This is a genomic window from Campylobacter sp. W0014, assembly GCF_020135975.1.
GTDB lineage: Bacteria > Campylobacterota > Campylobacteria > Campylobacterales > Campylobacteraceae > Campylobacter_D.
This window is the reverse complement of record NZ_JACHTR010000008.1, coordinates 1-22130: the sequence shown is the minus strand read 5'-3', so window position 1 is coordinate 22130 and position 22130 is coordinate 1. Positions and strand designations below refer to the sequence as shown.

The 22130-nt window shown below is 31.9% G+C and carries 29 protein-coding genes and 4 tRNA genes; 24 read left to right on the top strand and 9 right to left on the bottom strand.

Going from position 1 to position 22130, the window contains the following annotated elements; genetic code table 11:
• Positions 1 to 26 precede the first annotated feature (26 nt).
• The 5 genes from ruvC to H2277_RS03920 all read left to right on the top strand — a co-directional run bounded on the left by ruvC (position 27) and on the right by H2277_RS03920 (position 5609).
• Complete coding sequence (ruvC, locus tag H2277_RS03940; protein ID WP_337201072.1) at positions 27 to 503, top strand: crossover junction endodeoxyribonuclease RuvC; 477 nt, start codon at positions 27 to 29, stop codon at positions 501 to 503.
• A gap of 123 nt (positions 504 to 626) precedes the next feature.
• Positions 627 to 3179: a flagellar hook protein FlgE gene (gene flgE / locus H2277_RS03935; RefSeq protein WP_337201071.1), complete on the top strand. Its 2553-nt coding sequence runs from the start codon at positions 627 to 629 to the stop codon at positions 3177 to 3179.
• Between the two features lie 302 nt (positions 3180 to 3481).
• Complete coding sequence (gene queF, locus H2277_RS03930) at positions 3482 to 3865, top strand: preQ(1) synthase (RefSeq protein WP_337195798.1); 384 nt, start codon at positions 3482 to 3484, stop codon at positions 3863 to 3865.
• A 128-nt stretch (positions 3866 to 3993) separates the two neighbouring features.
• Positions 3994 to 4644, top strand: a complete 651-nt coding sequence (locus H2277_RS03925; RefSeq protein WP_337201070.1) for an outer membrane beta-barrel protein — start codon at positions 3994 to 3996, stop codon at positions 4642 to 4644.
• A complete protein-coding gene (locus H2277_RS03920) occupies positions 4626 to 5609 on the top strand; it encodes a Gfo/Idh/MocA family oxidoreductase (RefSeq protein WP_337201108.1) in 984 nt (327 codons plus the stop codon). The genes H2277_RS03925 and H2277_RS03920 overlap by 19 nt, the downstream gene beginning before the upstream one ends.
• Here H2277_RS03920 and H2277_RS03915 read toward each other — a convergent pair whose 3' ends face one another.
• From H2277_RS03915 to H2277_RS03890, 6 genes are all read right to left on the bottom strand, one after another.
• On the bottom strand, positions 5610 to 6239 hold the full coding sequence (locus H2277_RS03915; RefSeq protein WP_337201069.1) for a hypothetical protein: 630 nt from the start codon (positions 6237 to 6239) through the stop codon (positions 5610 to 5612). It lies immediately after the preceding gene.
• Between the two features lie 184 nt (positions 6240 to 6423).
• Positions 6424 to 6499, bottom strand: a tRNA-Val gene (locus H2277_RS03910).
• Position 6500: 1 nt separating this feature from the next.
• Positions 6501 to 6576 (bottom strand) — tRNA-Ala (locus H2277_RS03905).
• A gap of 83 nt (positions 6577 to 6659) precedes the next feature.
• On the bottom strand, positions 6660 to 6965 hold the full coding sequence (locus H2277_RS03900) for a hypothetical protein (RefSeq protein WP_337201068.1): 306 nt from the start codon (positions 6963 to 6965) through the stop codon (positions 6660 to 6662).
• A 347-nt stretch (positions 6966 to 7312) separates the two neighbouring features.
• The gene (locus H2277_RS03895) at positions 7313 to 7615 is read right to left on the bottom strand and encodes a hypothetical protein (protein WP_337201067.1); all 303 of its coding nucleotides are present in this window, start codon (positions 7613 to 7615) and stop codon (positions 7313 to 7315) included.
• A 26-nt stretch (positions 7616 to 7641) separates the two neighbouring features.
• Positions 7642 to 7729: transfer RNA gene (locus H2277_RS03890), tRNA-Ser, on the bottom strand.
• An 83-nt stretch (positions 7730 to 7812) separates the two neighbouring features.
• On the opposite strand from H2277_RS03890, the gene H2277_RS03885 reads away from it, so the two are divergent.
• The 3 genes from H2277_RS03885 to H2277_RS03875 all read left to right on the top strand — a co-directional run bounded on the left by H2277_RS03885 (position 7813) and on the right by H2277_RS03875 (position 8600).
• Positions 7813 to 7889: transfer RNA gene (locus H2277_RS03885), tRNA-Met, on the top strand.
• A 108-nt stretch (positions 7890 to 7997) separates the two neighbouring features.
• The gene (locus tag H2277_RS03880) at positions 7998 to 8243 is read left to right on the top strand and encodes a hypothetical protein (RefSeq protein ID WP_337201066.1); all 246 of its coding nucleotides are present in this window, start codon (positions 7998 to 8000) and stop codon (positions 8241 to 8243) included.
• An 81-nt stretch (positions 8244 to 8324) separates the two neighbouring features.
• Complete coding sequence (locus H2277_RS03875) at positions 8325 to 8600, top strand: hypothetical protein (RefSeq protein ID WP_337201065.1); 276 nt, start codon at positions 8325 to 8327, stop codon at positions 8598 to 8600.
• Positions 8601 to 8779: 179 nt separating this feature from the next.
• Here H2277_RS03875 and rlmN read toward each other — a convergent pair whose 3' ends face one another.
• Both rlmN and H2277_RS03860 read right to left on the bottom strand, forming a co-directional pair.
• Entirely contained in the window at positions 8780 to 9850 is a 1071-nt protein-coding gene (rlmN, locus tag H2277_RS03865) for a 23S rRNA (adenine(2503)-C(2))-methyltransferase RlmN (protein WP_337201063.1), read from the bottom strand.
• A 14-nt stretch (positions 9851 to 9864) separates the two neighbouring features.
• On the bottom strand, positions 9865 to 10410 hold the full coding sequence (locus tag H2277_RS03860) for a purine-nucleoside phosphorylase (RefSeq protein WP_337201062.1): 546 nt from the start codon (positions 10408 to 10410) through the stop codon (positions 9865 to 9867).
• Between the two features lie 87 nt (positions 10411 to 10497).
• Between H2277_RS03860 and rsmA the strand changes: the two genes are divergently transcribed.
• From rsmA to H2277_RS03845, 3 genes are read left to right on the top strand one after another with little or no spacing between them, the layout of a single operon-like run.
• Complete coding sequence (gene rsmA, locus H2277_RS03855) at positions 10498 to 11286, top strand: 16S rRNA (adenine(1518)-N(6)/adenine(1519)-N(6))-dimethyltransferase RsmA (protein ID WP_337201061.1); 789 nt, start codon at positions 10498 to 10500, stop codon at positions 11284 to 11286.
• The gene (locus H2277_RS03850; protein ID WP_337201060.1) at positions 11267 to 13258 is read left to right on the top strand and encodes a ribonuclease J; all 1992 of its coding nucleotides are present in this window, start codon (positions 11267 to 11269) and stop codon (positions 13256 to 13258) included. The genes rsmA and H2277_RS03850 overlap by 20 nt, the downstream gene beginning before the upstream one ends.
• A 3-nt stretch (positions 13259 to 13261) precedes the next feature.
• Positions 13262 to 14023 carry a pseudouridine synthase gene (locus H2277_RS03845; RefSeq protein ID WP_337201059.1) on the top strand — a complete coding sequence of 254 codons (762 nt, stop codon included), beginning with the start codon at positions 13262 to 13264 and terminating at the stop codon, positions 14021 to 14023.
• Positions 14024 to 14049: 26 nt separating this feature from the next.
• On the opposite strand, the gene H2277_RS03840 is transcribed toward H2277_RS03845, so the two are convergent.
• A complete protein-coding gene (locus H2277_RS03840; protein WP_337201107.1) occupies positions 14050 to 15057 on the bottom strand; it encodes a type II asparaginase in 1008 nt (335 codons plus the stop codon).
• 236 nt (positions 15058 to 15293) lie between these two features.
• Here H2277_RS03840 and H2277_RS03835 point away from each other — a divergent pair, with 236 nt between their 5' ends.
• The 13 genes from H2277_RS03835 (at position 15294) to rplN (ending at position 22104) form a co-directional block, all read left to right on the top strand.
• Complete coding sequence (locus tag H2277_RS03835; protein WP_337201058.1) at positions 15294 to 16676, top strand: cation:dicarboxylate symporter family transporter; 1383 nt, start codon at positions 15294 to 15296, stop codon at positions 16674 to 16676.
• Positions 16677 to 16829: 153 nt separating this feature from the next.
• Complete coding sequence (gene rpsJ / locus H2277_RS03830; RefSeq protein WP_002779353.1) at positions 16830 to 17141, top strand: 30S ribosomal protein S10; 312 nt, start codon at positions 16830 to 16832, stop codon at positions 17139 to 17141.
• Between the two features lie 10 nt (positions 17142 to 17151).
• Positions 17152 to 17727, top strand: a complete 576-nt coding sequence (rplC, locus tag H2277_RS03825; RefSeq protein WP_137623855.1) for a 50S ribosomal protein L3 — start codon at positions 17152 to 17154, stop codon at positions 17725 to 17727.
• Positions 17724 to 18338, top strand: coding sequence for a 50S ribosomal protein L4 (gene rplD, locus H2277_RS03820; RefSeq protein ID WP_337195808.1), 615 nt, complete (start codon positions 17724 to 17726; stop codon positions 18336 to 18338). Before rplC ends, rplD begins: the two co-directional genes overlap by 4 nt.
• Positions 18339 to 18340: 2 nt before the next feature.
• Positions 18341 to 18622 (top strand): 50S ribosomal protein L23, encoded by a 282-nt coding sequence (locus tag H2277_RS03815; RefSeq protein ID WP_137623853.1) that lies wholly within the window; start codon positions 18341 to 18343, stop codon positions 18620 to 18622.
• 1 nt (position 18623) lies between these two features.
• A complete protein-coding gene (rplB, locus tag H2277_RS03810; RefSeq protein ID WP_337195809.1) occupies positions 18624 to 19454 on the top strand; it encodes a 50S ribosomal protein L2 in 831 nt (276 codons plus the stop codon).
• Position 19455: 1 nt separating this feature from the next.
• Complete coding sequence (gene rpsS / locus H2277_RS03805; protein WP_337201057.1) at positions 19456 to 19737, top strand: 30S ribosomal protein S19; 282 nt, start codon at positions 19456 to 19458, stop codon at positions 19735 to 19737.
• A 14-nt stretch (positions 19738 to 19751) separates the two neighbouring features.
• Entirely contained in the window at positions 19752 to 20174 is a 423-nt protein-coding gene (gene rplV / locus H2277_RS03800; protein WP_137623851.1) for a 50S ribosomal protein L22, read from the top strand.
• Positions 20174 to 20875: a 30S ribosomal protein S3 gene (rpsC, locus tag H2277_RS03795; RefSeq protein ID WP_137623850.1), complete on the top strand. Its 702-nt coding sequence runs from the start codon at positions 20174 to 20176 to the stop codon at positions 20873 to 20875. Before rplV ends, rpsC begins: the two co-directional genes overlap by 1 nt.
• A 2-nt stretch (positions 20876 to 20877) precedes the next feature.
• Complete coding sequence (gene rplP, locus H2277_RS03790; protein WP_137623849.1) at positions 20878 to 21303, top strand: 50S ribosomal protein L16; 426 nt, start codon at positions 20878 to 20880, stop codon at positions 21301 to 21303.
• Positions 21290 to 21475 (top strand): 50S ribosomal protein L29, encoded by a 186-nt coding sequence (gene rpmC / locus H2277_RS03785; RefSeq protein ID WP_337201056.1) that lies wholly within the window; start codon positions 21290 to 21292, stop codon positions 21473 to 21475. Before rplP ends, rpmC begins: the two co-directional genes overlap by 14 nt.
• A gap of 9 nt (positions 21476 to 21484) precedes the next feature.
• Entirely contained in the window at positions 21485 to 21736 is a 252-nt protein-coding gene (rpsQ, locus tag H2277_RS03780; protein ID WP_337201055.1) for a 30S ribosomal protein S17, read from the top strand.
• Positions 21736 to 22104 (top strand): 50S ribosomal protein L14, encoded by a 369-nt coding sequence (gene rplN, locus H2277_RS03775; RefSeq protein WP_137623847.1) that lies wholly within the window; start codon positions 21736 to 21738, stop codon positions 22102 to 22104. Before rpsQ ends, rplN begins: the two co-directional genes overlap by 1 nt.
• The last annotated feature ends 26 nt before the right edge of the window (positions 22105 to 22130 follow it).

Sequence of the window (22130 nt, the reverse complement as noted above, 5' to 3'; positions counted from 1 at the left end):
CTTTTTTATCTTTAATAAGGCTAGTTATGAAAATTTTAGGGATTGATCCAGGTTCAAGAAATTGCGGTTATGCTATTATTGAGGCGGATAAAAATAAAAATGTATTGATAGAAGCAGGACTCATTAAAATCAAGCCTAGCACCTTACAGTATCAAATCACAGAGCTTTGTGAAGGTTTGGATCTGATCTTTAAAGCACATCAATTTGATGAGGTAGCCATAGAAGATATCTTTTTCGCTTATAATCCAAAAACCGTTTTAAAACTTGCGCAATTTCGCGGAGCTTTGAGTTTAAAAATTCTACAAATTCACGGAGACTTTGCAGAATACACCCCTTTACAAGTTAAAAAAGCCGTTACAGGAAAAGCAAAAGCGACAAAAGAACAAGTTGCTTTTATGGTAAAAAGACTTTTAGGACTAAGCAAAGAAATCAAACCTTTAGACATCACAGACGCTATAGCAGTAGCTTTAACTCACGCTGCAAATTTAAGAGTGCGTGTTTGATCAAAAATTTCTAAAAAATTCTTATTTTCTACTCAAAAATTCAAAAGTTGGAACAAAACTTGCTTATAAAATTGCATAAAACGCTAATGCGTTAAAAAGCAATATTTTATAAAGGATTCAACCATGATGAGATCACTTTGGTCCGGAGTGAGCGGACTTCAAGCACATCAAACAGCAATGGATGTTGAAGGTAATAACATTTCTAACGTTAATACGACAGGTTTTAAATATTCTCGTGCTGACTTTGGAACAATGTTTAGTCAAACGGTTAAGATCGCTACAGCGCCAACTGATGGTAGAGGTGGACAAAATCCACTTCAAATTGGACTCGGTGTTTCTGTAAGTTCAACCACAAGAATTCATTCTCAAGGATCGATTCAAACTACCGATAAAAATACCGACGTTGCGATCAATGGTGATGGTTTTTTTATGGTAAGTGATAATGGAGGTTTGACAAATTATCTTACAAGAAGTGGGGATTTCAAACTTGACGCTTATGGAAATTTTGTCAATAACGCAGGTTATGTTGTCCAAGGTTGGAATATCGACTGGGATACTCAAAGCATCGATTCTTCAAGAAGTCCTCAAAATATTTTTATCGATCCAGGTATGCACATCCCTGCGGCAAAATCAACCGAAGTTGCCATTAAAGCCAACCTAAACAGCGGTTTAAACATAGGCACAGCCAGTAGGCCTTTGTATTCTTTAGATTCTATCCATGGTTACAATAAAAAAACCGGTGAAACCAAAGATGAAAACGATACAGGTACAACCCAATTTTACACCACTTCTAAAAACGCTATCGATGTAACTGAAAAAGGGGTGGATTGTGCTTCTTTATTTAATGGAAGTGGTCAAGGACTAAATTTACGAGAAGGCCAAGGTATATGGGTATCTTATGCTGATGCAAAATACCAAACCAATAAATTAGGTGTAAGTGCTTTTGATGCAAATAATCATATCAATCAAACAAATATTTTTTGGGGTGATGAAAATACAAAAACTAAATTAAGCATAGTTTTAAATGGTGTTAAAATTGAAAATGAAGATATTAAAAGTATCGATGAAGCAGTAAATTATATCAACACCTTTACTGTGGCTAATGACAGCAGACCAGGTACAGGAGTAAAGGCTGTTAAAAACAAAGATGGTAGCGGTATAGAATTTGTTAATGATAACTCAAATGGCACCACTGACAATATGAAAAATATTAATTTGGTGGTAAATAGAGAAAATACAGCAGGTGAAGTTTGGACTTCAAATTGGACAGATGGACAAGATGGTGCTGAAGGTAGGTTTACACATACAATTGTAACACAAAATAATGCTTCTGTATGGACAGCTACTGGAGGAACTGCTGGTCAAGAAAATCAATTAACAGGTGGTCGTAATGCAGAAGTTATCACAGCTCATAAATACATCTATAGCTCTTCAGCTCAAGATCTCCCTCCTATGTATAATCCTGATGGAGGAGCGAATTATGTTCCAGGAGCTACTAATCAAGCACCTAATGATCCAGCTTCAAAGAATTATTATGAGGCAGTTCATGATGGATCCTTATTAAATACTGATGAGAGGGTATTTCATTCTACAGAAGATTTAAGAGAGCTTTTGCAAAGAGACGCTAGATATGGGGTTGATTATGATGGTAGTGGAAAATTTACCGCAGGGGATGTTAATGAAGGTGTTAAAGTAGTGATCAATGACTCAGGTGCCTTTTCTATCACCAATCCTAATGAAACTAGCAAAAGTCCAACTTTATCTCAAGGTGGTCCAACTTTAGATTTTAGTGCTCACAATATGAGCTTTAATGTTACCTCTTACACAGACAGCCTAGGTAAAGTAAGTACCAATGATGCCTTTACTAAAATCTTTAAAGGTCTTGATGGAGTTTTCCCTGCAGGAAATCAAGTCAAACAAAGCGAACTTTTAAAATTAAGCTCTTTCTCAGCCGGACTTGAAATTTATGATTCTTTAGGTTCTAAACATACCTTAGAGGTGCAATTTGTAAAACAAAGCACCACTCAAGATGGAGGAAACGAATGGCAAATGATCATCCGCGTTCCAGAACCTGCAGAAATCAACACCACAGGTGAAGGTCCAAGCAATATCGTTGTAGGAACAGCAAGATTTAACAATGATGGATCTTTATCCTCATACAATCCTAGAACTTTAAATTTCTCACCAAACAACGGTGCAGCACCAAACCAACAAATCAAGCTTAGCTTTGGAACAAGTGGAGGCAACGACGGACTTGTAAGTTCAAACTCAGCTTCAGCACTCACAAGTCAAGCAACCGATGGTTATCCTTCAGGAAACCTAAAACCAGACGCTATACGTGTGGATGATAAAGGAAATATCTTAGGTGAATTTACCAACGGAAAAACCTTTGCTGTGGCAAAAATGGCTATGGCTTCAGTGGCAAATAACTCAGGTCTTGAAGAAATCGGCGGCAATCTTTTCAAAGTGACTGCTAACTCTGGTAACATAGTCGTAGGCGAAGCAGGAACAGGTGGCCGTGGAGATATGAAAACTTCAGCACTTGAAATGTCAAATGTGGATTTGAGTCGTTCTTTGACAGAACTTATCATCATCCAAAGAGGTTATCAAGCAAACTCTAAAACGATTTCAACTAGTGATCAAATGCTTCAAACTTTGATCCAATTGAAACAATAATTTTTTGATCTTTTGATTCTTTATAAAATTTTTCCCACTTTTGTGGGAAACTAATCTTGCTTTACAAGTCTATTTTCTGGTAGATTTGTAATACTGGATTAGACTTGGTTGCCTTCAAGATTATTGCTAACTCGCTCTTTTTAGAGTGAGTTGCAAATAATTTTGAAAATGATTAAATTTAGAATTATCTTTTTTAGAATTTATCCTCAAAAACCATCCTTTACTTAATATAAGATTTTAAATTTTTGCAAGAATGAAATTTGGTATAATTTGAATTTTAAATTTATCACAAGGAAAAACAAATGCGTTATGGTGAAAAAGAAATCAAAGAATTTAATGTAGATAATATGGAAATTTGGCCAAATGATGCTAAAAATGACTATATCATAAAGATCACTTTACCTGAATTTATGTGTTGTTGTCCTAGGAGTGGTTATCCTGACTTTGCAACGATATATCTTGAGTATATACCGGATCAATTTGTCGTCGAGCTTAAGGCTATAAAACTTTATATCAATACTTTCATGTATAGAAATGTTTCACATGAAGCAAGTATCAATGAAATTTACAATACTCTAAAAGACAAACTCAAGCCAAAATGGATCAAAGTTGTAGGGGATTTTAATCCACGCGGAAATGTCCATACGGTTATAGAATGTCGTAGCGATATGGTAGTGCCTAAGTGAGTAGAATATTCCCATTTTTTAATAAAAATTTAAAATTTTTCCAAAATAAATATGATATTAAATATTAAAATTATATAATTTAAAAATCTAAAAATTTTTAGATTGGATTAAAATTTTAAGGAAAAAATATGAACAAGAGATTATTGAGCGTAGCTGTTGGCGCTTGTTTATTTGCAAATTTTGCTTTAGCGGATGAAAAATCAGGATTTTTTATAGGTGCTGATGCTGCTTTAATGAATGCTAAAGTAAATGCTAATCTTAAGCATAGTAATAAAGGTAAAAATTCGACTTTTAATGGTGACATTTCACAAACAATTCCTGTTTTAGATTTCAAATTAGGATATCGTTTCAATGAGTCGCATAGGGTTTATTTTACTTATGCTGGATCAGATGATTTTAACGATTTTATAAAAACATCTGTTCTTTCTATAGAGGGTGATTTTTCTACACAAAAGTTTTTATTGGGCTATGATTTTACTCCAAAACTTTTTAGAAATACAAGAGCGGTTTTGGGTGTGTATTCTGGTTATGCAAAAACCGATGTTGATTTAAAAACCTCATTTTTGACTTTATCTCAAAATTATGATGGTTTTGTTTATGGAGCGAAATTGGGTGCGATCTATGAAATCACTCCACATAATGAAATAGAATTAGGTGTTAAAGCAGAGCAAATACGCTATAGCTCTAAGAATTTTTATCAAATTCAAGCAGGATCAAATATATACAATCCTAAAGAAACAAATTATAGCGCTTATTTAGGATATGCTTACAAATTCTAAGCGAAAAAATATCGCTTTTTTTAGGTGCTGGATCTATAGCAAATAAAATCGCACCGATGTTAAAACAAGCAGGATTCCACCCTTATGCGGCGGGATCTTTAAGCCATGCAAAAAATTTTGCTTTGATGTATGGTTTTGAAAAATTTTATACTGATTATGAAAAATTACTCAAAGATCAAAATATCGATCTTGTTTATATCAATACCCCGCATTCTTTACACTATGATCATATTAAAATTTGTCTTGAAAATAACAAAAATGTTCTTTGTGAAAAATCTTTCACTTTAAATTTCAAACAGGCTAAAGAGCTTGTGGAATTAGCAAAAACTAAAAATGTGTTTTTAGCTGAAGGCATTTGGACGCGTTATATGCCTTATATAGACATCATCAAAGATTTTTTAGCAAAAGATTTAATCGGCAAAATAGTTAGCATAGAAGCGAATTTAGCCTATAATGTCATACATAAAAACCGCATAACCAGCTTAGAGCTTGGCGGTGGCGTTTTGCTTGATGTAGGAATTTATACGCTTAATTTTGCTCTTAGTTTTTTAAAAGATGAAATTAAAAATATTATTGCAACTTGTAAAAAAATGCCTAGTGGTGTAGATGAAAGCAACGGGATCATCTTGGAATTTAAAAAGGGTGCTTTTGCTTTTTTAAATTCAAGCGTAGCTGCTATTAGTGATAGAAAAGGCGTTATCAATGGAACAAAGGGTTATATTTGCATTGATAATATCAACAATCCAAGCTCCATAAAGGCTTACGATAAAGAAAGAAAGCTTATAAAAGATTGTCTCGTGCCAAAACAAATCAATGGCTTTGAATACGAATTTCAAGCTTGTTTTAAAGCTTTAGAGCAAAATAAAATAGAATGCGATGAAATGAATCATGAAGAAATCTTAAAAATGATGAATTTGATGGATAGAGTGCGTGAAAAAATGGGAGTAAAATTTATCGGCGAATGATCAGCCTCCCCCGATAAAATATTTTTCAACATCATCGAGCAATTTTTCGCAAATTCTTGACTCTGTATTCTTATCTACAACAAGATTAATCGCGGTTTTTGTATCTCTAAAACTTCCAGCAGATTTTGAATTGTCACGCGAAAGCTTTTGATTATCTCTAGTGTATTCTATGGTGATATTAAATTTAAGTGCAGCGCTAGCTTCACCTAGATTAGTTTTGATTAAAACATTCATTTGAGAAGCTTTGGCTAAAGTGGCTTGAGTTTTATTGATAATTTCTTTGAAACGTTGACAATGACGGATCAAGGAAGAAATAAATGTATTATCAAGTCCTTCATAAGCAACTTTGAGTTTATTTTTAATATCTTTTGTACTTTCTTTTTCTGGAGCGACAAAAACCATATAAAAACCATTTTTTATTTGAACATTATCGCTCTTTGTGTCACGCCCACTTGACATCACTTTAACATAAATAGCATTATCAAGATATACGCGATCAACCATAGGGCCGTAAATTTCGTATTCTTTTCTACGAACGATAACTTCTCTTGCTAAGACATTAAGTTTGACATTAGCTTCATGAATAATTGGCTCCATTTCCTTTTTAATTTCAAGTAATTCTTTTAACATAAAAATCCTTTTCTTGTTAAAGGGTTGATTTTGAAAATTTTTAAAATATCAAATTTAGTTTTTACATTTTACTAAATTAAAAATTATATCATAACTAATTTACTATATCGTTTTAATGAGAATTTATTTTAATCTATTTTATATCAGAATGACCAAATTTAAGATTATTAAAAGTTTTAAAAAATGGTGGCTCCGATTGGACTTGAACCAACGACCACTACCATGTCAAGGTAGTGCTCTACCAACTGAGCTACGGAACCATGGTGGAGCATAGCGGGTTCGAACCGCTGACCCCAACGCTGCCAGCGTTGTGCTCTCCCAGCTGAGCTAATGCCCCTTGTTTTAAGAAATTTGAATTTTAATAAAACATTACTTTTTTTTGCCTGAAAATTTTAAGTAAAAATTAAATTTTTTGCAATTTTATTGGAATATTTGCAAAATTTCTTTTTGATTGATCTCTAATTGATTGGAATAATAAAAATATTTGGCTAAAACTAATATGCCAATATGAAATTCTTTTTTTCTATTTAAAAATTGATTGATATGATGGTGAGCATTATTTATGATTTCAATTGCTTGTTTTGGGTGTTGTTTAAAATAATTTATAGTATCTAATAAATTTTCATTATCTATTAAAACAAAATGTTCATTAGCTTTTAATTTTCCTTCCATAAACCAAGTTTCACAAGTCATTTTTGTAGATAATACCAAAGAATTTGAACTCATTGCTCATTTTAAATTCGTTGCGACATCATTTCCTTCTAAAGAGATAATGAATTTGTATTTAGTTTGTTCTTTTTTGTTTAAGAAATTTTTCTTATAGGGGCTATTGTGCTTTCCAGTATCTCCTATATCGCAAAAATTTGCATTAAAATAGCTTTAAAAAATTCTTTTTTATGCTCTTGATATACCGCTCCTCTATAGATGGCTATATCTTTTTTTCTTTAAATTTTAAAGGATCTTTATAAATACAAAATGTCTATTTTTGTCAAGATTAAGTAAAATATTGTTAGAACTTTCTTTTATAGGTCTTGATTTGCAAATTGTAGGATTTGAAAAAGTATAATTAACATCTAAAAATTTTTTATTCCATAAAAAATTATCTTTAAAATATTTGCTAATTTCATAAGCATCATACGCATAAGATGTATTTTAAAAGGTAATTTTCCTATTTTGTTTTCTTTGTGATTTTCAATGCTAAAATAATTTTTTATTTGGTTGTAGTAATTAACTCTAGTAGCTATATATTCTAATTCGGAATCTTTGTATTTTAAAATTTCATTAAAAATTTTATCTAATTTTTTTTGAAATATAAATCTCGGAATGAAAGCGTTTGAAATTCCTTTTAAATTCATAAATAATCTAGATTTAAACATATTTTTTCTTAATATTTTTTAATCAATGGCAGACAGGAAGGGATTCGAACCCTCGAAAGCTTACACTTTACACGCGTTCCAGGCGTGCTCCTTCAACCGCTCGGACACCTGTCTAAAATCGTTATTATAGCTAAAATTTTTCAGAATAAAGAAAAATTTTAGAAAAAAAAGCTATAATTTTAACTTAAAAACTTTTTGTCAGGGTAGCTCAGCTGGTTAGAGCGCTGGTCTCATAAGCCGGAGGTCGGGAGTTCAAGTCTCCCCCTTGACACCATTTCTTCAAATTTATCTCAATATAATTTAATAAATTTTTAAATTTTTGTTTTGCAATCATTAATTTATTCAAAGAGTTCTTATAATTTTGCTAATTTTTAAGTAATTTATGCTAAAAATGAGCTATGGAAAAAATATTATTTTAGAAAATAATTCATATTTGGAAAAATTTTTTTCACATTTAAAAATGGATAAAAAATCAGTTTGTGAAATCATTTGTGAAAATACAAAAACTTTTATCAATCAAGCTCCGCATAAAATAAAACAAGTTAAGGGCTATAAATGCAAAGATAAAACTATTTATGAATATAAGCAAAATTACCTAAGTAAGCTTACCGTTGGTGTATATTTTTGATAGAGATGATATTGGGATTTTTTATATTTCTAAGACTTTGGTTAAGGTTGATTTTACAAAATAAATAGCCAAAGTAGTGTAATGATACAAAATAAAGATTTTATTCAAATTTGTTTTAAAAATTTAAAGCAAATCAATACTTTGGATATTTTGATTTTTCAAACTTCAAAAAAAGATAGGGCTATAAAAGTTCAAAAAATATTAGATGAAAGATTCAATGTTTTTGAGGAAGGTTTCTTTTGTAAAGAATTTTTAGATTTAGATGATAAAGAACTCAAAAAAATTCTAAAACAACTTCAAAAAATAGAATTTCCAAGATCAAATCAGCTTTGGTTTAAAATAGTTAAAAATAAATGATTGCTTTTATCATTTATTTTTTGTTCGGATCAAAAGCGGTGTATTATACTAAGTTGGTAAATTTGAAAGATAGAATTAGCTTTTATTTGTTTTGTCTTTAAAAATAACCCAAGCCATTCCACAAAAACCAACAATTACCACTGCTGATACAAAAATAATTTCAAAAATATCTAAACTTGTCACGGTGTTTTTACCCTTTCTTTTAATTGCCCACAAGCGGCAGAAATATCAAGTCCTTTGCTTTCTCTTATGGTGCAGGTTACACCTTTTTGGCTGAGTAAGTCTTGAAATTTGATAGCATTTTCTAATTTAGGGCGTTGATATAAACTTCCTTCGTGAGGATTGAAAAGTATCAAATTTACTTTAGCCTTGATACCATTTAAAAGTTTAACAAGCTCTTTGGCATGTTCTATTTTATCATTTACATTATCAATCAATAAATACTCAAACATCACTCGTTTTCTTTGATCTATAGGGAATTCCTTGACAGCTTCCATGATAGCAGCGATATTGTAGGCTTTGTTGATCGGCATTAATTCTGTGCGAAGTTCATCATTTACCGCATGAAGTGATATGGCAAGAAGTACCCCCAAATTCATTTTTCCTAATTTTTTTATTTGTTTAGCTAAGCCACTTGTGCTGATGGTTTGTCTGCGAGGGCTGATAGCTAGGCCATCGTTACAAGAGAGTATTTTAACTGCTTTGGCTACATTTTTAAGATTATCAAGGGGTTCACCCATACCCATATAAACTATATTGATTCTTCTTTCATAAGGGATTTGGTTATCTTTTTTAATATAGAGAATTTGTGCAACAATTTCTCCAGCGCTAAGATTTCTTTTAAGGCCACCTTTTGCAGTCAAGCAAAAACTACATCCGCTTTTACATCCTACTTGAGATGATACGCAGATTGTAAATTTTGCATGAGCTATTCTTTTGCCTTCTTCATCAAATTTTTCTTTTTTCATTGGCAATAAAACGCTTTCTATGCGTAAGCCATCTTTTAATTCAAAAAGATACTTTATGCTTTCATCTTTACTTTTTTCTTTAAAGACACATTTTAGAGCATCGAAATAATATTCTTTATTTAATTCTTCTCTTAAATTTTTAGGTAAAGAACTCATTTCTAAAAAGTTATCAGCATATTTTTGATAGATCCATTGATAAATTTGTTTCACGCGAAACGTTGGTTGAATTTTGTCTTCTAATTCTTCTGGAAGAAAATCTAAAATATTAATAGGTTTGTTCAAATAATCTTCCTTAATTAAATATAGTTGTGTTCTTTTAAATAGTTTTCTAATTTTTCTTTAGCTTTTTTGTGATTTTTTAGAAAATCTTCATGTGCGTTTTCATTGCAAAAATTTGTTGCGCATAAAATACATTTTGCTTTAATATTAAATTTTTTTGCAACACTAAAGACGGAAAAAACTTCCATATTTTCAAAATCTAATCCAAATTCAGCCAATTTTTTAGCTGCAGAAGCATTTTGGCAGATATAATTTGAAGAATTGATTTTATAAGATGTTTCCTGTGAAACATTTTCAATTTTAGGATTAAAATGAATTTCATTAAGTGTTGGTGTATAAAAATTTTCACTGATTTGAGAATATTCTATATTGAAAACATGGGAGCTTTCATAAATTCCAAAAATTTCGCCCTTATCATAAATTCCACAACTTCCTATAAAAATTAGATTTTTAGGTTTTTCTTTTAAACAAAGTTCTGTTAAATTAATACCCGATTCTATAAGGCCAACTCCTATGCTTTTAGCAAAAGAAAAATTTTCATTACCACCAGCACAAATAATCATAAAGTTCTCCTAAATATATTTTTAGTATAATTTTAGCTAAATAAGACTTAAAATTAAGAATTTTTAGCTAAAATAAAAAGTTCAATCATGGTAAAAGCAAAAAAACATTACGGACAAAATTTTTTAAATGATAAAAGCATATTAAATAAAATCATCCAAGCCATACCCAATGGTGTAAAAAATATAGTAGAAATTGGGCCTGGCTTAGGTGATTTAACGCAAGAACTTTTGAAAATTTCTAATGTAAAGGCGTATGAGATTGATTTAGATCTTATTCCTATTTTGCAAAATAAATTTCAAAAAGAATTAGAGTGCGGAAGGCTTAATTTAATTCATAAGGATGCGAGTGAAATTGCATGCCTAGATGAAAAGAAGTATTTTTTAGTTGCCAATTTGCCTTACTATATAGCGAGTCATTTGATTTTGAAAGTTTTAGAAGATGAAAATTGCTCAGGCTTAATAGTAATGGTGCAAAAAGAAATGGCGTTGAAATTTTGTGCCAAGCATGGAGAGAAAGATTTTTCAGCTTTGGGAATTTTAAGTGCTGTCATTTGTGATTGCGAAATGCTTTTTGATGTTAGTCCTGAATATTTTTCTCCGCCACCTAAGGTGATGTCAGCGGTGATAAAAATGACTAAATTTAGGGAATACAAAGATTTTTGCCATATCGACACTTTTAAGAGATTTTTAAAAGAATGTTTCAAATCTCCAAGAAAACAGCTTATGGGGAATTTAAAAAACCACAAGATAAAATTGGAAGAGATTTTTAAAGAGTTGGAAATTAAATTAAACTCAAGACCACATGAAATTTGCGTTGATTCATACCTTAAAATTTACGAAAGAGTAAAGGAAGATTATGAACGAAAACAACAATGAAAACACTGAAAATTCTGTAAAAACAAAGAAAAATAGATTTTATAATAAATTTAAAAATCGCAAGAAAAAAACAACAGATTCTGATAATGAAGCACCTGGTCAAGCGAATTTGAAAAATTCAAATGAAAAAGCCAATGCCAATTTTAAAAATACCGATGAAGAATCTAAAGAAAAAAGAAAAAAAAGAAATCGCAATTTACCTTCCAAGCTTAGCGGAAATGAAGATTGGCAAATAGCTCTTGCAGAATGTATAGAAGCTAATCGTGTTTCACATGAAAACCGTTTACACCCTTTAAAATACAATAATTCTAGTGAACACAAAATTCGCGTTATTCCTCTTGGAGGACTCGGTGAAATTGGTGGAAATATCACTGTTTTTGAAACTAATAATGAAGCAATTATTGTAGATATCGGTATGAGTTTTCCAGATGGGACTATGCACGGGGTAGATATTATCATACCTGATTTTAGTTATATCAGAAAAATTAAAGATAAAATAAAAGGTATTGTTATCACTCATGCACATGAGGATCATATAGGAGCTGTGCCGTATTTTTTCAAAGAATTTCAATTTCCTATTTACGCTACGCCTTTAGCTCTTGGAATGATTTCAAATAAATTTGAAGAACACAATCTTAAAGCTGAAAGAAAATGGTTTAGACCGGTTGAGAAAAGAAAAGTTTATGAAATAGGTGAATTTAGCGTAGAATGGATCCATATTACACATTCTGTGATCGATGCTTCAGCTTTGGCGATTAAAACCAATGCAGGAACGATCATCCATACAGGAGATTTTAAAATAGATCAAACTCCAATCGATGGTTATCCTAGTGATTTAAACCGTTTGGCTTATTATGGAGAAGAGGGTGTTTTATGCCTTTTAAGTGATAGTACTAATTCTTACAAAGAAGGTTATACTAAAAGCGAAAGTTCAGTAGGACCAACTTTTGATCAAATTTTTTCCAAGACTAAAGGTAGAGTGATAATGAGTACTTTTAGTTCAAATATACACCGTGTTTTTCAAGCGATCAGCTATGGGTTAAAATATGGAAGAAAAGTTTGTGTAATAGGCCGTTCTATGGAAAGAAATCTTTATACGGCTATGGAGCTTGGTTATATTAAACTTGATCGTAAAATTTTTATCGATGCGGATGAGGTGAATAAATTTAAAGACAATGAAGTTTTGATCGTAACTACAGGCAGTCAAGGTGAAACTATGAGTGCACTTTATAGAATGGCAACGGATGAGCATAAATTTATCAAAATCAAACCTACAGATCAAGTCATTATTTCTGCCAAGGCAATTCCAGGTAACGAAGCCAATGTTTCTGCAGTGCTTGATTATCTTTTAAAAGCAGGAGCTAAGGTTGCGTATCAAGAATTCAGTGAAATTCACGTAAGTGGCCATGCGAGCATAGAAGAGCAAAAATTAATGCTAACGCTTGTAAAACCTAAATTTTTCTTGCCAGTGCATGGAGAATATAATCATATTTTAAAGCATAAAGAAACGGCTATGAAATGTGGAATTCCAGAAAGAAATATTTATCTTATGAGCGATGGGGATCAGGTTGAAATTTGCCAAAAATATATCAAGCGTGTTAAAACGGTTAAAACTGGTAAAGTTTTTGTAGATAATCAGATCAATAAGCAAATTGCCGATGATGTTGTAATCGATCGTCAAAATTTAGCAGATAATGGTATAGTTGTGATCATCGCTCAGCTTGATAAGACAACAAAAACTCTTATAAATAAACCTAGAGTTTTTAGTTATGGACTTGTAGCTGATAAGCATGATCATGCTTTTTCCAAAGAAATGGCAGATGTTTTGAGTCAATTTTTTGCTAATGTAAAAGATGAAATTTTAAATGATCCAAGATTTTTAGAAAATCAAATTCGTCAAGTCCTTAGAAAGCATATTTTTAGAAAAATTAAAAAATATCCAACTATAGTTCCAACTATTTTTGTGATGTGATCAATGAGAATCAATAAATTTATATCGCACAATAGCCGTTATTCACGTCGCGAAGCTGATGAACTGATTAAACAGGGCTTAGTAAAAATCAACAATAAAATAGCCCTTTTAAGTGATGAGGTTAAATTTGATGACAAGGTTTTTTTAAAAGGAAAAAGGCTACAAAAAAGAACGCAATTTAGTGTCATCATTTATCATAAACAAAAAGGTGAAATAGTCAGCAAAAAAGACGATCGTGGAAGAAAGACGATTTATGATACTTTGCCAAGGCAATTTAATACTTGGCTTAGCGTAGGAAGGCTTGATTTTGCAAGCGAAGGTTTGCTTTTGCTAACGGATTCTCCTGTTATAGCTGATGCTTTAATGCATAGTGATTTAGAACGTGAATATTATCTTAAAGTTAAAGGCGTGGTAAATAAGCAAGTCATAGAAGCTATGCAAAATGGCTTAGAGATAAAAAATGAAAAAAAAGGCGCTCATGTAAAAACTAAAATTACCTCTATGACATTTTCTCCTTTTTTGGATTTTGAAATTTTTGGCTCTAGTGGAGGTTATACCAAATTAAGAGTAGTGATCAATGAAGGTAAAAATAGAGAACTCAGACGATTTTTTGGACATTTTGATTTAGAAGTGATGGATCTTAAGCGCGTAGCTTTTGGAGCTTTAGATCTAGGTGTTTTAAAAGCTGGAAAATATCGCTATTTAGAAAATGGAGAATATGATAAATTGCGAGATTTTTTAAAAGCCAATGAAATCAAATATTAAAAAGCCCTTTCGGACTTTTTAATATTTTAGTATTTTTCAAAATATTTTTGAATTTTGGCACTATCATGAGTTTTTGTAAGAGCTAACATCAAAAGGACTCTTGCTTTTTGTGGATTTAAATTTTGAGCACTGATAAAACCTAAATTTTGATCATCTTTGCTTACCGCTACAGAACCTGCGACTACTCTAGTGCTTACAGCTACTTTTAATCCTTTTTTCATTAAATCTTTTAAGACCTCTTTTTGATTTTCATGGATACTTCCAGCTCCACTTCCTGCTACAACCAAACCTTGAGTTCCATTATCAAATAAAGCTTTAGCTGCAACACCGCTTCCATCATTGGAATAAGTATAAAGTATATCAACTTTTGGCAAAGTTTTTAGCTTGCTAACATCAAAAGGAGTTTTTGTGGTATGATCCTTTGAAATTGTATTATAGAAAAAGACTCTTCCATCAACTATATAACCTAAATTTCCAAAATCAGGTGAAGTAAAGGCGTCAACATTAAGAGCATGGGTTTTAACTGCTCCTCTTGCGCCTAGTATTTTATCATCCATTGCGATCATCACGCCTTTATTTTTTGCATTTTTGTTAGCCGCTAGAGCTACAGCATTGTAAAGATTTTTTGGACCATCCGCACTCATAGCAGTTGCTGGGCGCATAGCACCGACTAAGACAACAGGTTTATTACTTTTTATGGTTAAATTTAAAAAATAAGCTGTTTCCTCCATGGTATCAGTTCCGTGAGTGATTACAATACCATCTACATCTTTTTTAAGCAACTCATTGATTTTTTTGGCTAGTTTTAGCCAAATTTCATCATTCATATTAGAACTATCGATATTAGCAATTTGCTCTCCGCTTACTTGTGCGATATCTTTGATTTGAGGAACAGCTTTGATTAGGGTTTCTACGCCTATAACCCCGGCTTTATATCCTGTTGTTTCAAGTTCACTATCAATCGAACCAGCTATAGTTCCACCAGTCGCTAAAATCACAATTTTCGGCTTAGCTTCTAAGCAACTAACACTCAATAGTAAAAATACTATTAATGAAATAATATTTTTCACACCTTCCTCCTTTTTTAAATATTTAAAAATTATAATATAATTTAAATAAAAATAAATAAAATTTAAATTAAATATTTTAAAAATAAAAAAGCATTTTTACTCATTTATAAAAAATAATAAAATTGATTTTTAAATTTTTAATGCTATAATTTGCCCCTTTAAGTTTGCAGGTTGCAAAATAACATTTTTAGAGGTTTTTTATGGAAAATTTTTTAACTAATTTTTTTCATTTATCCCAAATTAAAAGTTTTTTACTCATTATTTTAATCGCTTGTCTTTTTGCCTTGATCAAATTTTTCAAAAAAAGACTAAAATTTTATTTGATCATGGTCATTTCTTTAATTTTTGGTTTCACTTTAGGGTATTTTTTACTTTATTTGGCAGGTTTTCCTAATGAAGAAATATCCAAATTTAGTTCTTCAAATTCTTTACGTTGGTTTTATGAAATTCATGTTTGGATGAATTTTTTAAACACTTTATATATAAGCATTTTAAGGCTTTTAGTCATTCCCTTGGTATTTATTTCTTTAATCCATGTTTTGATGCACTTAGATGAAAAGATTCAAATAAAAGCTTTGTTTTCTCGCGCTTTTTTTTGGTTTTTATTTTCAACGGGCATTTCAGCTTGTATTGGAATTTGTATTGCAATGGTTGCAAATCTTGGAAATAATATAGCTTTTGCATCAAATTCAAAAAATCTTCACGAACTTAAAGGTTTAGATGAGATCATTTTAAATTTAATTCCAAATAATATCATCAGCGCTATGAATTCAAACAATATTTTAGGGGTGATTATCTTTGCTTTTATTTTATCTTTTGGCGCAAGAAGTCTAAAAGAAAATCGTGGATTTAGAATTTTTTCTTTATTGATTAGTTTTTTACATAAAGTTATTATGAAGATTAGTCTTCATGTGATAAAAATCATACCTTATTTTATCATTACAATGATTGCTAATGCCTTGATTTTAAATGGCTATAGGGTGCTTATTGATTCAATTTATTTTATAGCTTTACTTTATGTTTCTTTTATGGCTGTTTTTATTTTGCATGCGTTATTATTATTGCTTCACGGGTTAAATCCTTTTATGTATTATAAAAAGGCTTTACCAGCTTTATTGATGGCTTTTAGCTCAAGAAGTTCGGCAGGAACTTTGCCAATTACCATTTCTACTTTAACTCAAAATTTAGGCGTTACTCATACTAATGCTTCTTTTATTGCAAGTCTTGGAACAACTATGGGAATGAATGGTTGTGCTGGATATTATGCAGGAATGATTGCTGTTTTTATGTTTCATGCCTTAAATATACCTATAGGTGTGAGTGAAATATTAACAACGATTGCTTTATGTATCATTGCTTCTTTTGGTATCGCTGGAATTCCAGGTATCACGATAATGATCATCTCTGTTATGCTTTCAGGGCTTGGAATGCAAAGTCATTTTGCCTTACTGGCTATCATTTTAGCTATAGATCCTATACTTGATATGGCAAGAACTTGTAGCAATGTTTCAGGAGCTATGGTTGTAAGTCTTATAACAGATAAAGAAATGAAAATTTTAGATATAAAAAAATACAAACAATAAAATAAGAAATAAATTATATTTTTATCCTTTTAAAAAGGAAAAAAATATAATTTTTTATCAAATTTTCTTGACTTTTGAAAGCCAAATTTACTATACTCTCATTTTTATTTTTGGTTAGTTTGAAACTAACGAGTTCTTTTTAAAGGAAATATCATGGAAAGAATTAGGCTTAAGCTTAAAGCTTATGACCATCGAGTACTAGACAGAACAGTTGCAGCAATTGTAGAAGCTGTCAAAAGAACAGGTGCGGATATTAGAGGTCCAATACCAATGCCTACAAAAATCAAACGCTATACAGTTTTAAAATCTCCACATATTAATAAAGATTCTCGTGAGCAGTTTGAAATCAGAATTCACGCTCGTATGCTAGATATTGTAGCAGCGACTCCAGATACAGTTGATTCTTTAACTAAGCTTGATTTGGCGCCAGAAGTAAGCGTTGAAGTTAGAGCCATGGGTAAATAAAGGATAGAATATGGAATACATTGTAGAAAAAATTGGAATGAGTAGAACTATCAATAGTCCAAGTATCGCTGTAACTTTGCTAAGAGTTGTTAATGCAAAAGTATGCGAAGTTGAGAATGGAAAAGCGATAGTAGCATATTCAAAAGGTAAAACAAATAATAAATGTATCGCAGGGCAACAAAAAAAATACAATCTTTCTGCTGAATTTAATCGTTTTGCAACTTTGGAAGTAGCAAATACTGAAGCAGGTGATTTAGATGAAACTCCATTGAGTGAAGCTAAAATTCTAAAAGTAAGTTTCAACTCTAAGGGTAGAGGTTATAGCGGTGTTATGAAAAGACATAATTTCGCTGGGGGTCCGGCAAGTCATGGTTCAAGATTTCATAGACGCCATGGTTCTATAGGTAATAGAGAATGGCCAGGTCGTGTTCAACCAGGTATGAAAATGGCTGGACATTATGGAAATACAAAAATAACTGTTAAAAACGAAGTTGTGTCTTATGATAGTGAAAATAAGATTTTGGTTGTTAAAGGTGCAGTTCCAGGGTATAATGGAGCTATGGGTAAAATAAGGATTGCAAAATGAGTAAAGTAACCGTTTTAAATGATAAACTAGAAAAAGCAGGTGAACTTGATTTACCTTCAAAATATGCAGAAGTAAATCCACATAACCTTTACTTATATGTAAAATCTTACCTTGCTAGTCTTAGAGCAAATACAGCTCACACTAAAGGTAGAAGTGATGTAAGTGGTGGGGGTAAAAAACCTTGGAGGCAAAAAGGTCGCGGCGGTGCTCGTGCAGGTTCAACTAGAACAAATGTTTGGGTAGGCGGTGCTGTTGCTTTTGGTCCAACTAATGAAAGAAATTATTTTCAAAAAGTAAATAAAAAACAAAAAAGATTAGCACTTGAAAGAGCTTTGGCAGATAAAGCAGCTAAAGGTGCTTTATTTACTGCAGATTCTTTGGCTATAGAAAGCGGTAAAACTAAAGATGCAAATGCTGTTATTAAAAAGCTTGGTGTAAAAGATGCTTTAATTGTTAAAGATTTACTAGATGAAAAAACACTTTTAGCTTACAGAAATTTAGCAAATTGCTATGTTGTAGATGTAACCGAAGTTAATGCTTATTTGGTATCTGTGTTTAATGCTGTTATTATGGAAAAATCAGCGTTAGAATCTATTACAAAAGAAGGATAATTATGGCAGATATTACTGATATTAAAACAATACTTTATACAGAAAAAAGTTTGAATTTGCAAGAGCAAGGTGTCGTAGTTATTCAAACTTCTCCAAAAATGACTAAAACAAGTTTAAAAGCTGTTTTAAAAGAGTATTTTGGCGTAACTCCACAAAGTATTAATTCTTTAAGAATGAGTGGAAAGGTTAAACGCTTTAGAGGTCGTTTAGGACAAAGAAACGATTATAAAAAATTCTATGTTAAGCTACCTGAAGGTGTTAGCTTAGAAAATGTGGAGGCTTAAGATGGCAATTAAAACTTATAAACCATATACTCCAAGTAGAAGATATATCACTGGTTTAAGCTCAGAGGATATTACAGCAAAACCAAGTGTTCGCTCACTACTTGTTAAACTTCCATCTCATGCGGGACGCAATAGTTATGGAAGAATTACAAGTCGCCATAAAGAAGCTGGCGCTAAAAAACTTTATAGAATCATAGACTTTAAGCGTCGTAAATTTGGTATCGAGGGTAAAGTAGAAGCAATCGAGTACGATCCATATAGAAATTGTAGAATTGCTCTTATTTCCTATAGAGATGGTGAAAAAAGATACATTATCCAACCACGTGGATTAGGCGTAGGTGATATTGTTGCTGCAGCAGAAGGCGGACTTGATATTAAACCAGGTAATGCAATGAAGCTTAAAAATATTCCTGTGGGCACCATTGTTCATAATATTGAATTAAAGCCAGGAAAAGGCGGTCAAATGATCCGTTCAGCAGGTGCTTATGCCCAACTTATGGGTAAAGAAGAAAAATATGTTATCTTAAGACTTGCAAGTGGAGAAATGAGACAAGTTTTAGCTGAATGTATGGCTAGTATTGGTGAAGTAGGCAATGAAGAATGGTCTAACATCACTATAGGTAAAGCGGGTAGAAATCGCCATAGAGGTATCCGTCCTCAAACTCGTGGTTCTGCGATGAATCCAGTTGATCACCCACACGGAGGGGGAGAAGGTAAGAAGAATTCTGGACGCCATCCAGTAACTCCATGGGGTAAACCGACTAAAGGTGCAAAAACTCGCCGTAAAAAAGCTAGTGATAAACTAATAATTTCAAGAAGAAAAGGAAAGTAAGATGGCTAGATCACTAAAAAAAGGTCCTTTTGTTGATGATCATGTAATGAAAAAAGTCATCGCTGCTAAAAAGGCTAATGATAATAAACCTATAAAAACTTGGTCTCGTAGAAGCACTATCATTCCTGATATGATAGGTTTAACTTTTAATGTTCATAATGGAAAAAGTTTTATCCCAGTTTATGTGACTGAAAATCATATCGGTTATAAACTTGGAGAATTTGCTCCGACTAGAACATTTAAAGGCCATAAAGGTTCTGTTCAGAAAAAGATAGGTAAATAAGGAGAGGTGTATTTATGAGTAAAGCTTTAATTAAATTCATAAGATTATCTCCGACTAAAGCAAGACTTATTGCTAGAGAAGTTCAGGGGATGAATGCAGAACTTGCAATGGCTAGTTTAAAATTTATGCCAAATAAAGGAGCAAAATATATTGCAAACGCAATTTCAAGTGCGGTAGCAAATGGCGGTTTTGAAGCAAATGAAGTGATTGTAAAAAGTTGTCGCGTGGATGCAGGTGCTGTCTTAAAAAGATTTAGACCGCGTGCTAGAGGAAGTGCAAGTCGTATAAGAAAACCTACTTCACATATTTTAGTAGAAGTAGCAAAAGTAGAAACAAAAATTGAAGAGAAAGCAACTAAAAAAGCTTCTGAAAAAAAAGCGACTACAACAGCTAAAAAAACAAGCACTAAAAAAGTAACAGCGAAAAAGGAAAGCTAATGGGACAAAAAGTAAATCCAATTGGTCTAAGACTAGGAATCAATAGAAATTGGGAGTCAAGATGGTTTCCAACTAAAGCTAATTTGGTAGAAAATATTGGCGAAGATTATAAGATAAGAGCTTTCTTAAAAAGAAAACTTTATTATGCAGGAATCAGTCAAATTTTGATCGAAAGAACTGCTAAAAAGCTTCGTGTAACTGTAGTTGCAGCAAGACCAGGTATTATTATCGGTAAAAAAGGTAGCGATGTTGATAATTTAAGAAAAGAATTACAAGATCTTATCGGAAAAGATGTCAATATCAATATCAAAGAAGAAAGAAGAGCAGGAGCTTCTGCACAGCTTGCAGCTGAAAGCGTAGCAACTCAACTTGAAAAAAGAATTGCTTTTAGAAGAGCAATGAAAAAAGTAATCCAAGGAGCACAAAAAGCGGGTGCCAAAGGAATTAAAGTTTCAGTTTCTGGCCGTTTGGGTGGTGCTGAAATGGCAAGAACAGAATGGTATCTTGAAGGACGCGTGCCACTTCATACTTTAAGAGCAAAAATCGATTATGGTTTTGCTGAAGCTAGAACTACTTATGGTAACATAGGCGTTAAAGTTTGGATCTTTAAAGGCGAAGTATTACAAAAAGGTTTGCAGGCTGAAAAAACCGAAGAAAATGCTCCAGCTAAAAAACCAAGACGCACAAGAAGGAGTAAGTAATCATGTTAATGCCAAAAAGAACAAAATATCGTAAAATGATGAAAGGGCGTAACAGAGGTTATGCTAATCGTGGGACTGAATTTACTTTTGGCGAATTTGCTTTAAAAGCAACTGAAGCAGGAAGAATTAATTCACGTCAAATTGAAGCGGCTCGTATCGCTTTAACTCGTTTTGTTAAAAGACAAGGTAAGACTTGGATTAGAGTTTTCCCTGATAAACCTTTAACTAAAAAGCCTTTAGAAACTCGTATGGGTAAAGGTAAAGGTGCTGTTGAAGAATGGGTAATGAATATCAAACCAGGTCGTATTATTTATGAAATGGCAGGAGTAAGTGAAGAAATGGCTAAAGAAGCATTAACTTTAGCAATGCATAAATTGCCATTTAAAACTAAGTTTGTTACAAGAGAGAGCCAAAATGAAATATACTGAGATCAAAGATAAAACAGCAGCTGAGCTTGCAACAATGCTAAAAGAAAAAAAGTTGCTTTTATTCACTTTAAAACAAAAGCTAAAAACAATGCAGCTAGCTAATCCTAAAGAAGTTAGTGAAGTTAAAAAAGACATTGCTAGAATCAATACAGCAATTAACGCTTTAAAATAAGGATAACAAATGGCATTTAAAAGAGAAATTCAAGGCGTTGTTGTGAAAATTGCTGGAGAAAAAACAGCAAGTATTTTGGTTGAAAGAAAGGTTGTTCATCCAAGATATAGAAAAATCGTAAAACGCTTTAAAAAATATCTAATTCATGATGAAAGAAATGAAGTTAAAGTTGGTGATATTATTGTTGCTGTAGAATGCAGACCAATTTCTAAAAGAAAATCATTTCGCTTAAAATCTGTATTAGCAACAGGAGTTGAGTAATGATTCAAAGTTTTACAAGACTTGCAGTAGCTGATAATAGCGGTGCAAAAGAACTTATGTGTATTAAGGTTTTAGGTGGTAGCAAAAGAAGATATGCTACTGTGGGTGATGTTATCGTTGCATCTGTAAAAAAAGCTTTGCCAAATGGTAAAGTGAAAAAAGGTCAAGTCGTAAAAGCAGTTATCGTTAGAACTAAAAAAGAAATTCATAGAGATAATGGTTCCTTAATTCGTTTTGATGAAAATGCTGCAGTAATTCTTGATAATAAAAGAGAGCCTATAGGAACTCGTATTTTTGGACCAATAGGTAGAGAAGTTAGATATGGTGGCTTTATGAAAATTGTTTCACTAGCACCGGAGGTATTATAATGGCGGTTAAATTAAAAATAAAAAAA

Excerpts from the sequence above, each read along its gene's own strand:
- ruvC (WP_337201072.1), top strand. The coding sequence starts at position 27 with ATGAAAATTTTAGGGATTGATCCAGGTTCAAGAAATTGCGGTTATGCT.
- flgE (WP_337201071.1), top strand. The coding sequence starts at position 627 with ATGATGAGATCACTTTGGTCCGGAGTGAGCGGACTTCAAGCACATCAA.
- queF (WP_337195798.1), top strand. The coding sequence starts at position 3,482 with ATGCGTTATGGTGAAAAAGAAATCAAAGAATTTAATGTAGATAATATG.
- H2277_RS03925 (WP_337201070.1), top strand. The coding sequence starts at position 3,994 with ATGAACAAGAGATTATTGAGCGTAGCTGTTGGCGCTTGTTTATTTGCA.
- H2277_RS03915 (WP_337201069.1), bottom strand. The coding sequence starts at position 6,239 with ATGTTAAAAGAATTACTTGAAATTAAAAAGGAAATGGAGCCAATTATT.
- H2277_RS03900 (WP_337201068.1), bottom strand. The coding sequence starts at position 6,965 with ATGAGTTCAAATTCTTTGGTATTATCTACAAAAATGACTTGTGAAACT.
- H2277_RS03895 (WP_337201067.1), bottom strand. The coding sequence starts at position 7,615 with ATGTTTAAATCTAGATTATTTATGAATTTAAAAGGAATTTCAAACGCT.
- H2277_RS03880 (WP_337201066.1), top strand. The coding sequence starts at position 7,998 with ATGCTAAAAATGAGCTATGGAAAAAATATTATTTTAGAAAATAATTCA.
- H2277_RS03875 (WP_337201065.1), top strand. The coding sequence starts at position 8,325 with ATGATACAAAATAAAGATTTTATTCAAATTTGTTTTAAAAATTTAAAG.
- H2277_RS03860 (WP_337201062.1), bottom strand. The coding sequence starts at position 10,410 with ATGATTATTTGTGCTGGTGGTAATGAAAATTTTTCTTTTGCTAAAAGC.
- rsmA (WP_337201061.1), top strand. The coding sequence starts at position 10,498 with ATGGTAAAAGCAAAAAAACATTACGGACAAAATTTTTTAAATGATAAA.
- H2277_RS03850 (WP_337201060.1), top strand. The coding sequence starts at position 11,267 with ATGAACGAAAACAACAATGAAAACACTGAAAATTCTGTAAAAACAAAG.
- H2277_RS03845 (WP_337201059.1), top strand. The coding sequence starts at position 13,262 with ATGAGAATCAATAAATTTATATCGCACAATAGCCGTTATTCACGTCGC.
- H2277_RS03835 (WP_337201058.1), top strand. The coding sequence starts at position 15,294 with ATGGAAAATTTTTTAACTAATTTTTTTCATTTATCCCAAATTAAAAGT.
- rpsJ (WP_002779353.1), top strand. The coding sequence starts at position 16,830 with ATGGAAAGAATTAGGCTTAAGCTTAAAGCTTATGACCATCGAGTACTA.
- rplC (WP_137623855.1), top strand. The coding sequence starts at position 17,152 with ATGGAATACATTGTAGAAAAAATTGGAATGAGTAGAACTATCAATAGT.
- rplD (WP_337195808.1), top strand. The coding sequence starts at position 17,724 with ATGAGTAAAGTAACCGTTTTAAATGATAAACTAGAAAAAGCAGGTGAA.
- H2277_RS03815 (WP_137623853.1), top strand. The coding sequence starts at position 18,341 with ATGGCAGATATTACTGATATTAAAACAATACTTTATACAGAAAAAAGT.
- rplB (WP_337195809.1), top strand. The coding sequence starts at position 18,624 with ATGGCAATTAAAACTTATAAACCATATACTCCAAGTAGAAGATATATC.
- rpsS (WP_337201057.1), top strand. The coding sequence starts at position 19,456 with ATGGCTAGATCACTAAAAAAAGGTCCTTTTGTTGATGATCATGTAATG.
- rplV (WP_137623851.1), top strand. The coding sequence starts at position 19,752 with ATGAGTAAAGCTTTAATTAAATTCATAAGATTATCTCCGACTAAAGCA.
- rpsC (WP_137623850.1), top strand. The coding sequence starts at position 20,174 with ATGGGACAAAAAGTAAATCCAATTGGTCTAAGACTAGGAATCAATAGA.
- rplP (WP_137623849.1), top strand. The coding sequence starts at position 20,878 with ATGTTAATGCCAAAAAGAACAAAATATCGTAAAATGATGAAAGGGCGT.
- rpmC (WP_337201056.1), top strand. The coding sequence starts at position 21,290 with ATGAAATATACTGAGATCAAAGATAAAACAGCAGCTGAGCTTGCAACA.
- rpsQ (WP_337201055.1), top strand. The coding sequence starts at position 21,485 with ATGGCATTTAAAAGAGAAATTCAAGGCGTTGTTGTGAAAATTGCTGGA.
- rplN (WP_137623847.1), top strand. The coding sequence starts at position 21,736 with ATGATTCAAAGTTTTACAAGACTTGCAGTAGCTGATAATAGCGGTGCA.